Source organism: Thermoflexus sp., from assembly GCF_034432235.1.
Classification (GTDB): domain Bacteria; phylum Chloroflexota; class Anaerolineae; order Thermoflexales; family Thermoflexaceae; genus Thermoflexus.
In genome coordinates, this window is the sequence record NZ_DAOUCJ010000104.1 from 1 (window position 1) to 12,104 (window position 12,104).

Consider the following 12,104-nt stretch of genomic DNA (forward strand, 5'->3'; position numbering starts at 1 on the left):
CGAGGCCACCCTGGCCCGCCTGATCGAAGCCCAGGCCCGCACTGAAGAGCGCCTCGCCCGCGTCGAGGAAGCCCTCGCCCGCCTCGCCGAAGCCCAGGCCCGCACCGAAGAACGCGTCACCCGCCTGGAGGAAGCCCAGATCCGCACCGAGGAGCGCCTCGCCCGCGTCGAGGAAGCCCTCGCCCGCCTCGCCGAAGCCCAGGCCCGCACCGAAGAACGCGTCGCCCGCCTGGAGGAAGCCCAAATCCGCACCGAGGAGCGCCTCGCCCGCATCGAGGAAGCTCAGGCTCGCAACGAAGAGCGGACGGCCCGCCTGGAGGAGGGCCAGCGCCGCCTGGAGGAGGCCCTGGCCCGCCTGGCCGAAGCCCAGGCCCGCACCGAAGAACGCGTCACCCGCCTGGAGCGGGCCATGGAACGGATGGCCCGTCAGGTCGGCGCCCTGAGCGACGTGATCGGCGGCGACCTGGAGGATGCGGCCTATATCGTCATCCACGACGCCTTCACCCGGGAGCTGGGATGGAAGGTGGACGTCCTGGAACGCGCCCACCTTCGCTGGGACGGTCACGACCTAGAGGTCGATCTTATCGGTCGGGCCCATGATCCCGCCCGCCCCGGATATGAGATCTGGATCGTCGGCGAGACCAAATACAACATCACCATTGGAGAGGTCAATCGATTCGCCCGGAAGCTGCCCATGATCTCCCGATATCTGAATTACGAGCACGGGGAGAACGAAAAGCGCCTCCTCATCCCCGTATGCTTCTGCTATCGGGCTCGCCCCGAGGTGCGGGAGCGGATCTATAACCTGGGTTTCCATCTGGTTTTCTCCTACGGGCGGATCATCTGGGGGAAAGATGGCCCTCCTGTCTCAAAGCGGAAACGAGCGGCTGCCCGGAAAGGTCGCCGCTCCAGCGCGGGGGCTCGCTGAGGGATCGCTCGATCGGCCCGATGGACTGTCCTGGAGAGCCGAGCCTCCGCATCGAAGCAGGCCTAGTCCGTGACCCATTCATCTCGCTCCCGGAGAATCTCACCCATGGCCAGCCGCACCCTGCTCATGATCCCCGGTCCGGTGGAAGTGGACCCGGAGGTCCTGGAGGCGATGGCCCGCCCTCCCCTCAGCCATATGTCCACGGCCTTCGCGGCCCTGATGCAGGAGTCCCTAATCGGCCTGCAGGAAGTCTTCGATGCCCCAGACGGCCAGCCGTTCCTGGTCCCGGGATCTGGCACCCTGGCGATGGAAATGGCGCTGGCCAACCTGGTCGAGCCGGGCGATCGTGTGGTGGTGGTGGACACCGGTTACTTTGCTGCCCGGATGGCGGAGATCGCCGAATGGCTGGACGCGGAGGTCATCCGGGTGACGGCGGAGCCGGGCGCCCTCCCCGATGAGGGGGAGCTGGAGGCCGCCCTCCGGCAGGGCGTCAAAGTGCTGACCCTCACCCACGTGGATACTTCCACCGGGGTGGTGGTTCCGGTGGAGCGCTGGGCGCCTCTGGCGCACCGCTACGGAGCCCTGGTGGTCGTCGATGGGGTGTGCGCGGTCGGCGGGCAGCGCTTCCATCAGACGGCCTGGGAAGTCGATGTCGCCCTCACCGGCTCCCAGAAAGCCCTCGCCGTCCCGCCGGGGCTGGCGATTGTCGTCGCCCGTCCTTCGGCTCTGGAGGCCTATCGTTGTCGGCGGACCCGCCCGCGATCTTACTATGCGGACTGGGGGAAATGGCTCCCGGTGATGGAGGCTTTCCAGGCCGGTCGCCCGGCCTATTTCGCCACCCCCGCCGTGAATCTGGTGGCGGCTCTGGCCGTCTCCCTCCGCCGGATCCGCGCCGAGGGGCTGGAGGCCCGCTGGGCCCGCCACGAGCGGATCGCCCGCGCCTTCCGGGCCGGGCTGCGGGCGATGGAGTTGGAGATGGTGCCCCGGGATCCTGCCTGGGCGGCCGTGACGCTGAGCGTGATTTACTACCCGGATGGAGTGGATGATCATCTGATCCGGGAAATCGAGCAGGCCGGGGTGACCGTGGCGGGAGCGATCCACCCGGCTTTGCGCGGCCGCTCCTTCCGGGTCGGCCATATGGGAGAGATCGGGCTGCCGGCCCTTCTGCAGACCCTGAGCGCCATCGAGATCGCCCTGCGCTGCCTGGGCCATGCCCTCCCCCCCGGCGCAGGCGTTGCCGCCGCTCAGGCCGAATGGACGCGCGGAGCGTGAAACAAAACGGGGCGGTGGGATCACCGCCCCGTTGCTTTCTGTCCGATTCCCCGAAGCACTCACAGGAAGCCTTCCATCAGGAGCCCATGAAAGTCTCTGGCCTCCGGCTGAACACCACATGGGATCCAGGGGCCATCTCTTTATGACGGGTGAGGGGTCGGAACAGGGAAACGAAGATCCCGTGCTCGGCCCCGGGAACCCCGGTGGCCAGGGGTTGACCCAGCGGATCGAAAACGCCGGAGGCGACCCCCTCCGCCTGATCCGGCGGGGCGGCCAGAGCCACAAACACCCGATTCTCATCCGCCCGGGCGCGGGCCAGGGTATGAAGATCTGACGCCGCGGCGGACACCCACCAGATCAGAAGCTCGGCCCCTCGCAACATCGCGCCGCGGGCGATCTCCGGTGCCCATCCCTCGGACTCCCACAGCACCCCCACCATGCCCCCGCCGATGGAATACACGGGGGATCCTGCCCGCCTATCCCCCGGATGGCGGCCGATCCACCGCCCGCGGTCCAGGAGATGAAGAGCCGCCCCTGTCGAGCCCGCTTCTCCCTTTTCAGGGAACGGAACAATCCACCCGCATGACCATTGGGCGCTGAGAGCTTCCAGGGCTTCAAGGGCCGAGGGGTCGGGATCCGGCGGCAGTCCAGATACCACCAGCAGGGAAGCGCCCTGGCGGATCAGGGTCTCCCCCAGCGTGGCGACGCGCTGGATCCATTGCGTCGTCGTGGGATACGCTCTGAGCTGGAGCAAGCCCATCCGGAGATACAGGGCATCGGGAGGGATGGGCTCCTGAAGCCATCGGGCGATCGGCAGATTCTCATGGGGGGCTGTGAGCAGAGGATCCCATGCGTCCGGCCGAACCCGGGGGCCCGGCGCCGCTTCCGGGTCGACCTCGGCCAGCACGATCTCCTCTCGATCCGGGCTTCCCATCGCCCGATATTGTCCATCGGGGGCGATCACCCCGCTGCGGCCGCAATAGACGACGCTGTCCGCTTCCATTCCGACCTTGTTGGCCACCGCGATCCACACGCCGTTCTCCATCGCCCGCGCCGGGAGCATATAGAGCACCTGCGGGTTGGTGCGGGCGCCTGGAGCCCCTGTCGCAGTCACCAGAGCGGTGGCGTCCAGGATCAGGCGGGCGCCGCGCAGGGCCAGGGCGCGGGGGATCTCGGGCATGCGGGCGTCGGCGCAGATCATCAGGCCCACCCGTCCGAAGGGGAGATCGAAAACCGGGAGCTCCGATCCGGGATCGAACCACTCCCGATCGAAGTGCCAGAGGAAGAGTTTATCGTGGAAGCCCAGGACCTGGCCCTGGGGATCCATGAGGGCCACCGAGTTGCGCAGCCGTCCCGAGGGGTGCGGGCGAGCGAGGCCTACCGCGATATACGCTCGGTGGCGGCGGGCCTTTTCCCCGAACAATCGGAGGATCTCCTCTACCGGGCGCGGTTCGGATCGTCGATAAGCCTCCAGGGAGTGCAGATAATAGGCCGGGTAAGTGCACTCTGGGAGCAGGATGATCTCCGGCTGGTAACGGCCAGCCTCCTCCACCCGATCCAGCGCCCGCCCCAGGGCTTCCTCCGCATGCTCCAGATCCTTTGCCTCCAGCTGCACACAGGCGATCCCTATCGCGGTCATCGCGTGAGCTCCCCAACCATCAGCTTGGCGATGGGATGACCCCTCCTCGAGGCCCTCAACCTCCATCCGGCGAGGCCGATTCAAGAGGGGGTCCCGCAACCGGTTTCCAGCGCCCGGATTTTCTCCACCCGGCGGGCGTGGCGCCCCCCTTCGAAGGGGGTGCGCAGCCAGGTTTCCAGGATCTCGATGGCCAGCCCTGGCCCCACCACCCGCCCCCCCATGCAGAGGATGTTGGCATCGTTATGGGCGCGGCTCATACGGGCAGAATATACATCCGAGACCGCCGCGGCGCGGATCCCGGCCACCTTGTTGGCCGTGATGGCCATGCCGACCCCGGTGCCGCAGATCAGAACTCCGAAATCCGCTTCCCCCCGGGCTACGGCCTCCGCCACAACCCGGGCATAGTCCGGATAATCCACCGGATCGGGCCCGTGGGTTCCGAAATCGATGACCTCGATCCCCCGCTCCCGCATATACATGGCGAGGGTCTCCTTCAAGGCATACCCGGCATGATCCGCGCCGATGGCGACCCGCATCTCCCCCTCCATGTGTCCAGGAATCGGACAGATCGCTGAATCCGTCCGGCCCTCGCCCGCACCCTGCGCTAATGGGTGATGGCCACGACCCGATCGAGGCCGGCGCTATCTTTCAGCAAACGAACCACAGCTCGGGGGAAGGCTGAACGCGCCAGGTCGAGGACGGCCGCGCCCTGCCCGGCCCCAATTTCCAGGAATACCGCCCCCATTGGCCGGAGGAAATCCGGCGCCTGAGCCAGGAAGCGGCGGATGACCTCCAGGCCATCAGGCCCGCCGTCCAGCGCCAGGATCGGCTCATATTCCCGGATCGCCGGATCCAGGACTTCCCACTCCGAGCGGGCCACGTAGGGCAAATTGGCGACCAGCAGATCCACCGCCTCCGGCAGGGGAGCGCAGAGATCCCCCTGAAGGAACGACAGCCGATGGGCGACCCCATGGCGGATCGCATTCTCCCGGGCCACCTCCAGGGCCTCCGAGGAGAGATCCGTAGCGTAGCCCCGGCTGTTGGGCAGATAAACCGCGAGGGTCACCGCGATGCATCCGGATCCTGTGCCGATGTCCGCGAAGGTGAGCGGGGCATAGGTTCGGTAGGTCCGGCTTCGGGCCCACTCCAGGGCGGCATCCACCAGGTGTTCCGTCTCCGGGCGGGGAATCAGGACAGCGGGGGTGACCCGGAAAGGCATCCCGTAGAACTCCCGCTCTCCGATCAGATAAAACAGGGGCTCCCCATGCGCGGAGCGGGCCACCAGCCGGGCGAAGGCTTCCCACTCCGGATCCGTCAGGACACGCTCGGGATGGGCCAGCAAGTAGGCGCGAGATACCCCGAGGACACGGGCCAGCAGCACCTCCGCCGCCAGCCGGGGCTGGGTCGCCCGGACCCGCTGAGCAGCCCAGGCGATGGCCTCTCGAATTGATAGAGTCTGGATCGGGGCCTGATGAATCATCCGGCTGCTTCACCTCATATTTCCCGGATCGCCACATATGGCATGGGATAAACGAGCGGCTGGATCTTCCCACCTAACCTCTGGAGATCAACGAGCTCATTGTGACCCACATGATCTCAGCATAGCCGGAAGAGCGAACGGAGGCCAGTTTTGCCGAGAGCGACGCTTCACCGAAGATATAATAAACATTAACATCGGGGCTTCCAATGGACTCCAGAACCTCGCGCATGAGCGGAGCACCGTGGAGGTTCCATGAGGATCCGCGGCACGACCCGCCTGGTGGGGTTGCTGGGATGGCCGGTGGCGCACAGCCGGAGCCCCCAGATGCATAACGCGGCCTTCGCCGCGCTCAGGCTGGATTGGGCTTATGTGCCCCTGCCCGTCCCGCCCGAGCGGCTGGAAGATGCCATGCGGGGTTTGCGGGCGATGGGTTTCGCGGGAGCCAATGTCACCGTTCCCCACAAGACCACGGTGATCCCCTATCTGGATGAGCTCTCCCCCCTGGCCCGGGCGCTCGGAGCGGTGAATACCCTCCGGGTGGTGGAGGGGCGATGGATCGGGGAAAACACAGACGTGGAAGGGTTCCGCCGGGCCCTGGCGGAGACCGGGCTTTCCGCCCAGGGACAGGCGGTGGCTATCCTGGGGGCCGGCGGGGCTGCCCGCGCGGTCCTGGCCGCCCTGGCCATGGAAGGGGCCGCGGAGATTTTCCTGATCAACCGAAGCCCGGAGCGGGCTCATCGCCTGATCGCCGAACTGCGGGAAACCTTCCCCCCCGCTGGCCTTCGCCTGCCGCCCACCCATGTGCTCCGCCTGGAGGAGCCCCCCCCGGAAGACATCGCGCTGCTGATTAACACCACGCCGGTGGGCATGGCGCCAGAGGTCGAGGCGTCCCCCTGGCCGCCGGAGCGCCCGTTCCCCTGGGGCCTGCAGGGCGTCATCGATCTCATCTATGAGCCGCCGCGGACCCGATTGATGGCGCTGGCGGAAGCCGCGGGGATCCCCGCTTTCAACGGCCTGGGGATGCTGCTGCACCAGGGGGCGCTGGCCTTCGCCATGTGGACCGGCCGGGAGCCCCCCCTGGCCGTGATGCGGGCGGCGCTCCAGGAGTGACCGTCGACCCATCGGCTGCGATTCGACAGCCACCGGGGATCGCAATAAAATAAGGTGATCCAGGGATCAGCCCCCAGGACCGTCCCCCGTGCTCCGGCGGGGGGCTGGTCATCCCGCCGGATGGCCCCTGGGGGCATGCCCTGAACTCTGAATGGAGGAGCATCATCGCAAGGATGACCCAGTTCCAGATCACCGATGACCTGGAAGCGCTGTTGAATGTCCTGCCCCCCGATATCGCCCAGGCCGTGCGAGATCGCAATCGAAACGAGGCCCTGCTGGAGGTTGTGCTGGACCTGGGGCGATATCCGGAGGCCCGATATACCGACGGCGAGGTGACCCTCTGCCAGCGGGAAGTGACGGAAGCCGACCTGCAATACGTGGTCTCCCGCATCGGGGAGTTCGACGCCGACAACCGGGCCGGGATCCAGCGGACCCTGCATCGGATCAGCGCGATCCGCAACCGGCGTGGCAATATCATCGGCCTGACCTGCCGGGTCGGCCGGGCCGTCTACGGCACGATTGAGATCATCCGGGATATCATCCTCTCCGGCAAGAACATCCTCCTGCTGGGCCGCCCGGGCGTCGGAAAGACGACCATGCTGCGGGAGGCGGCGCGGGTCCTGGCGGAGCACAAGCGGGTGATCATCGTGGACACCTCGAACGAGATCGGGGGCGACGGGGATATCCCGCATCCAGCGGTCGGCCGCGCGCGCCGCATGCAGGTCCCCAAGCCCAGCCTCCAGCATGAGGTGATGATCGAGGCGGTGGAGAACCATATGCCCGAGGTCATCATCATCGATGAGATCGGGCGCGAGCTGGAGGCGATCGCCGCCCGCACTATCGCCGAGCGCGGCGTGCAGCTGATCGCCACCGCCCACGGGAACACCCTGGAGAACCTGCTGATGAACCCCACCCTCTCCGACCTCGTGGGCGGCATTGAGAGCGTGACGCTCTCGGACGAGGAGGCCCGGCGGCGGGGCACGCAGAAGACAGTCCTCGAACGGCGGGCGCCCCCCACCTTCGACGTGCTCATCGAGATCCAGGACCGCCAGCGGCTGCTGGTTCATCACGACGTGGCTGCCAGCGTGGATGCCCTCCTGCGAGGCCAGCAGCCCGACGTGGAGCTGCGCTATCGGGATGAGGAAGGGCACATCCACATCGAGAAGCCCCGATTCCGGCGGGCGGTGATGATGGGGAAGTCTCCCCTCCCCTTCTGGCGCGGGGAGATCATCTCCACCACGCCGATCGCGACGGGGGAATCCCTGCCCGCCTCCCCACGGGTGACCGTGGAACGCGCCGGAGTCTTCGAAGATGAGGGCGAGCTGGAGGAAGCCCCATGGCCGGTCTCCCCGCTCCCCTCGGGCAATGGGCCGCGGCGCCCCCTGCGGGTGTATCCCCTGGGCCTGGCGCGGAACCGCCTCCAGCGGGCGGCCAGCGTCTTCGGGACCCCCATTCAAATCGTGGAGCAGATCGGTGAGGCAGACGTGGTGATCACCACGAAGGCCCATTACCGGCGCCACCCCCGGGTGCTCCACGAAGCGGAAGGCCGTGGGGTTCCTATCTACGTGGTCCGCTCGAACACGGTGACCCAGATCGAAAGCTGTCTGGCGGACATCCTGAACCTGGCCCCTGCGGAAGGGGAAGAGGACGATCGCCTCGCGCAGGCGCTGGAAGAGGCGGAGGCGGCCATCCGGAGGATCCTCAACGGGGAAGCGAAATACGTGGATCTATCTCCCCAGAACGCATATATCCGGCGCCAGCAGCATCTCTTGGCCCGCCAGTATAATCTGATCTCCCATAGCTACGGGAAGGAGCCGAACCGTTATGTTCGAATCTACGGGGAGTGAGATTCTGTTGGAAGGGAAGCCTTAAAGCTCCCAGAGGCCCGCTGGCGCCATCTCCCCTCGTTCGCTCAAAATCAACCCGATGCGATGCTGATGAGCGGCCTGAACGGCCCCCAGCTGCATGGTCATCCCGAAAATAAAGGGGCGGATCCGCCCCTGGATCCCCCGCTCCCGCAGGAGCCTCCGGATGCGTTCCCGGCTGAGGATCCCCGCGAAATCCTCGAAATCCCGGGGTCGAGCCCTCACCCGCACAGAGATCAGAAGCCATTCGACGTTTCCCTCGGCATCCCGAACCTGCGTGACTCCATCGATCTCCGTCTCCGAATCCAGGGGTAGAGAGGAGATCGGCATCTGGAGTTGATACCCCCGGCTTTCCAGCCATCGCTCCATATAGACCGCCATGCGCTCCTCCGCCACGATCCCCACCACGGACCCGAAACGGTTGAGTTGATCCCCCATCGCCTGTTGCGCAAGGACCAACCGACGGATCTGAGCAGTCAGATCCCGGATCTCCTCCTGGATCCGGATCTGCGTCTCCTCCAGCCGGGCCAGCCGCTCCTCCGTCCGGATCTGTGCCTCCTCCAGCCGCGCCAATCGCTCCTCCGCCCGGATCTGTGCCTCCTCCAGCTTTGCCAGCCGCTCCTCCGCCTGCCGCTGGGCCTCAGCCAGCTTCGCCACCGCCTCCTCCAGCCGGGCCAATCGCTCCTCCGTCCGGATCTGCGCCTCCTCCAGCCGCGCCAGCCGCTCCTCCGCCTGCCGCTGGGCCTCAGCCAGCTTCGCCACCGCCTCCTCCAGCCGGGCCTGGTTCGCCGCTAGATCCGCAAAGCGCTGATCCACCTCTAAACGGAAGCGAATGAGCGCTTCGACCTGGCGTTCCTGAACATTCGTCAGGGCCTGAATCGAAGACGTTATGGTTTGCAACACAGCGAGCATGGAGGAGAGGACCCGCGTTTGCTCCTGCTGATGACGGGCGACTTCCGCCAGCACGGTGCCGATCACCGCCTGGAGGGCCTGGACCTGCGCGGGCAGGACCATCACCTCCTCGCCCAGCAATAGCTGGCGCAGGCGCTGAAGCCATTCCCGATTCTCTTCCAGCAGGCGAATCAGATCGTCGAAATCTTCCACGGTGAACGCCATCCTTCAGCCCCCCTGGAGGTAACATCGGGCCATCTCATTTTATATCAATGACGGAAATGACGCCTTCCGGTGAACACCATGGCGATCCCCCAGCGATCGGCGGCCTCGATGACCTCGGGATCCCGAATAGAGCCCCCGGGCTGGATGATCGCCATCACCCCGGCGGCCGCGGCGACCTCCACCCCATCCGGGAAGGGGAAGAAAGCGTCGGAAGCCAGCACCGCCCCCCGGGCTCGTTCCCCCGCTTTCATCACCGCGATTCGCACCGCATCCACGCGGCTCATCTGCCCCGCCCCAACCCCCACCGTCTGGCCCTCCCGGGCCAGCACAATGGCGTTGGAACGCACATGGCGAACCACCTGCCAGGCGAACCGGAGATCCCGCCATTCGGATTCGGTGGGCGCCCGGCGGGTAACAACTTCCCACGTCCTGGGATCATCTCCCCCCTCATCAAGGGTCTGAACCAGAAATCCACCGAGGGCGCTCCGAACCTCGAGGGGTAAGGTTACCGCATCCCGCATGCGGATCACGCGGCACGCCTTCTTCCGCGCCAAGCGCTCCAGCGCCTCCGGCTGATAGGCCGGGGCGACGATCACCTCCAGAAAGATCCCCTGCAGCGCCCCAGCGGCTTCGACATCGACCGCCGTGTTGAAGGCGACGATGCCGCCATATGCGCTCTCTGGATCGCTATCCAGGGCGCGCCGGAAAGCCTGCGCCGGCGTATCCGCCACCGCGGCCCCGCATGGGTTGTTGTGCTTGACGATGACCGATGCCGGCACAGGGAGATCCTGCGCCGCCCGCCAGGCAGCTTCCAGATCCAGCAGGTTATTGTAGGAAAGCGGTTTCCCCTGGAGCACCTCGAACGGCAAGGGACGGAGAGGGTCCAGATAGAAGGCTCCAGCCTGATGGGGGTTCTCCCCGTAACGCAAAGGGATCGCCGGCCGCCCGAAAAGGAGCAACCGCTCCGGGAGCGACCCGGAGCCCAGGCCCTCCGGATCCAGATACCGGGCAATCATCGCATCATAATAGGCTGTCATCTGGAACACGCGGGCCGCCAGGCGCCGTCGCAACTCCATGGGAACTTCCCCGTGCTGGCGAAGGGCGTCCAGGACGAGAGGATAATCCGCGGGGCTGCTGCATACGACCACCCGGGCGAAATTCTTCGCGGCCGCCCGCAGGAGCGCCACGCCTCCGATGTCGATGGCTTCGATCGCTTCCTCCAGGCTTCCTCCCCGGGCCGCTTCTTCGAACGCATACAGATTCACCGCTACCAAGTCGATGGGATGCCCGCCGATGGCGGCAAGCTCCATTAGATCTCCCTCCGTGGCCCGGGCCAGGATCCCGGCGTGCACCCGGGGGTGGAGGGTTTTCACCCGTCCTCCCAGGATCTCCGGAACGCCCGTCCATTCCTCCAGCGGAGTCACCGGGATCCCCGCGGCGGAGAGAGCCTGGGCGGTTCCCCGCGTGGCGAGGATCCGCCAGCCCAGCTCAACCAGACCGCGGGCGAACTCCACCAGCCCGCTCCGGTCCGTCACACTGAATAAAGCGTAACGTTCCGCCATCGGGCGGCCCTCCCTTCGGGTCAATCCTGAGCAGAAGGAGGAAATCCTTCATAACTGGAGGTCATGGTTCCCCTCGTGCGATGAAAAAGGCCAGGTTTCCGCGCGTTATCCTTTCAGGAACTCCTCGATCGCAGAGCGGCTGATCCGATAGGTGGTGCCGATCTTGCGGGCCTTCAGCTGGCCGGATTCGATCAGCTGCAGGACATCCTCCGGGGATACCTTCAGGTAGGCGGCGGCCTCTTCCACCGTCATCACCTCAGGCGCCGCTGCAGGGGCGGCCGGCCGGGCGGTCATCCCCTGGAACAGCTGGGTGAAAAACTGGGCCAGCCCGAAGCCAGCCCCCGCACCCACGCCCGCCGCAGCCAGCCCACCCAGCTCCTGCTGCGCCGCCTCCCGCAGGGCGTCTGCCGCCTGCAGCTGTGCATATGTCTGCACGTCCAGCAACCCCATCGCCCGCAGCTCCTCGATGGTCTTCGAGGAGGGCCGAAGGGACTGCACATAGAACGCCTTCAGGTCCAGGCCCAGCGCCCCGAAGTCCTCCTGCGCCCTGGCCCGCACCGCGGCGCCCAGCTCCTCGAAAAACCCCGCGAGGTCCACCACCGGCCGGTTGAAGTTGCCCACAACGTCGGCCAGCTTGCTCACCAGGATGCTGCGCAGGTAATCCACAATCCGCTCCGTCTCATACAGACGCTGAACCCCCACGATCTTATTGACGAACAGCTGGGGATCCCTCACCTGGATGGCAAAGGTTCCGTGACCTTGAAGCAGGACCACGCCCAACCCCATGCCCGGGTTGCGGACGACGATGGGCTCCAGGGTTCCCCATTTCAGATCCACAAACTCCCGGGTGGAAACGAAATAGACCTCTGCGGTGAAGGGGGAACGGCCACTGAAGAGCGGCCCCAGCAGGTTGATCAGAAGCGGGATGTTGGCCGTGGTGAGCGTGTGGCGGCCGGGGCCGAACGCGTCCAGGGCTTTCCCATCCCGGAAGAAAACCGCCACCTGACTTTCCCGCACGATGAGCTGGGAGCCCAGGCGGAAATCCCCTGCCCCTTCCTCGGGGAACCGCCGGACGATCTCCCGGCCGGTGTCATCCGCCCATTCGATCACATCGAAGATCCGCGGCATCCCG

Annotated in this window: 10 protein-coding genes; 4 read left to right on the forward strand and 6 right to left on the reverse strand. The window is 66.4% G+C overall.

All coding sequences use genetic code 11. The annotated features are described in order from the left end of the window. Nucleotides 1-928 (forward strand): hypothetical protein (locus VAE54_RS12145; RefSeq protein WP_322802235.1); only part of this gene is annotated, 928 nt, incomplete at its 5' end. A 105-nt stretch (nt 929-1,033) separates the two neighbouring features. Further along, entirely contained in the window at nt 1,034-2,200 is a 1,167-nt protein-coding gene (locus tag VAE54_RS12150; protein ID WP_322802236.1) for an alanine--glyoxylate aminotransferase family protein, read from the forward strand. Nucleotides 2,201-2,276: 76 nt separating this feature from the next. Here VAE54_RS12150 and VAE54_RS12155 read toward each other — a convergent pair whose 3' ends face one another. The 3 genes from VAE54_RS12155 to prmC all read right to left on the reverse strand — a co-directional run bounded on the left by VAE54_RS12155 (nt 2,277) and on the right by prmC (nt 5,319). Continuing rightward, nucleotides 2,277-3,839, reverse strand: coding sequence for a carbon-nitrogen hydrolase family protein (locus VAE54_RS12155; protein ID WP_322802237.1), 1,563 nt, complete (start codon nt 3,837-3,839; stop codon nt 2,277-2,279). Between the two features lie 80 nt (nt 3,840-3,919). Further along, nucleotides 3,920-4,375 carry a ribose 5-phosphate isomerase B gene (gene rpiB / locus VAE54_RS12160; RefSeq protein ID WP_322802238.1) on the reverse strand — a complete coding sequence of 152 codons (456 nt, stop codon included), beginning with the start codon at nt 4,373-4,375 and terminating at the stop codon, nt 3,920-3,922. 68 nt (nt 4,376-4,443) lie between these two features. Then, complete coding sequence (prmC, locus tag VAE54_RS12165; RefSeq protein ID WP_322802239.1) at nt 4,444-5,319, reverse strand: peptide chain release factor N(5)-glutamine methyltransferase; 876 nt, start codon at nt 5,317-5,319, stop codon at nt 4,444-4,446. A gap of 252 nt (nt 5,320-5,571) precedes the next feature. Here prmC and VAE54_RS12170 point away from each other — a divergent pair, with 252 nt between their 5' ends. Together VAE54_RS12170 and VAE54_RS12175 are read left to right on the forward strand one after the other, a co-directional pair. Further along, nucleotides 5,572-6,429 carry a shikimate dehydrogenase gene (locus tag VAE54_RS12170; RefSeq protein ID WP_322802240.1) on the forward strand — a complete coding sequence of 286 codons (858 nt, stop codon included), beginning with the start codon at nt 5,572-5,574 and terminating at the stop codon, nt 6,427-6,429. A gap of 173 nt (nt 6,430-6,602) precedes the next feature. Further along, nucleotides 6,603-8,276: a R3H domain-containing nucleic acid-binding protein gene (locus VAE54_RS12175; RefSeq protein WP_322802241.1), complete on the forward strand. Its 1,674-nt coding sequence runs from the start codon at nt 6,603-6,605 to the stop codon at nt 8,274-8,276. A gap of 21 nt (nt 8,277-8,297) precedes the next feature. On the opposite strand, the gene VAE54_RS12180 is transcribed toward VAE54_RS12175, so the two are convergent. From VAE54_RS12180 to VAE54_RS12190, 3 genes are all read right to left on the reverse strand, one after another. Next, a complete protein-coding gene (locus tag VAE54_RS12180; protein WP_322802242.1) occupies nt 8,298-9,410 on the reverse strand; it encodes a hypothetical protein in 1,113 nt (370 codons plus the stop codon). A 44-nt stretch (nt 9,411-9,454) separates the two neighbouring features. Beyond that, entirely contained in the window at nt 9,455-10,972 is a 1,518-nt protein-coding gene (purH, locus tag VAE54_RS12185; RefSeq protein WP_322802243.1) for a bifunctional phosphoribosylaminoimidazolecarboxamide formyltransferase/IMP cyclohydrolase, read from the reverse strand. Nucleotides 10,973-11,077: 105 nt separating this feature from the next. Further along, nucleotides 11,078-12,100, reverse strand: coding sequence for an SPFH domain-containing protein (locus VAE54_RS12190; protein WP_322802244.1), 1,023 nt, complete (start codon nt 12,098-12,100; stop codon nt 11,078-11,080). Between the last annotated feature and the right edge of the window lie 4 nt (nt 12,101-12,104).

Bases quoted from the DNA above. Each gene is read 5' to 3' on its own strand.
- VAE54_RS12150 (WP_322802236.1), top strand. From the start codon at position 1,034: ATGGCCAGCCGCACCCTGCTCATGATCCCCGGTCCGGTGGAAGTGGAC.
- VAE54_RS12155 (WP_322802237.1), bottom strand. From the start codon at position 3,839: ATGACCGCGATAGGGATCGCCTGTGTGCAGCTGGAGGCAAAGGATCTG.
- rpiB (WP_322802238.1), bottom strand. From the start codon at position 4,375: ATGCGGGTCGCCATCGGCGCGGATCATGCCGGGTATGCCTTGAAGGAG.
- prmC (WP_322802239.1), bottom strand. From the start codon at position 5,319: ATGATTCATCAGGCCCCGATCCAGACTCTATCAATTCGAGAGGCCATC.
- VAE54_RS12170 (WP_322802240.1), top strand. From the start codon at position 5,572: ATGAGGATCCGCGGCACGACCCGCCTGGTGGGGTTGCTGGGATGGCCG.
- VAE54_RS12175 (WP_322802241.1), top strand. From the start codon at position 6,603: ATGACCCAGTTCCAGATCACCGATGACCTGGAAGCGCTGTTGAATGTC.
- VAE54_RS12180 (WP_322802242.1), bottom strand. From the start codon at position 9,410: ATGGCGTTCACCGTGGAAGATTTCGACGATCTGATTCGCCTGCTGGAA.
- purH (WP_322802243.1), bottom strand. From the start codon at position 10,972: ATGGCGGAACGTTACGCTTTATTCAGTGTGACGGACCGGAGCGGGCTG.
- VAE54_RS12190 (WP_322802244.1), bottom strand. From the start codon at position 12,100: ATGCCGCGGATCTTCGATGTGATCGAATGGGCGGATGACACCGGCCGG.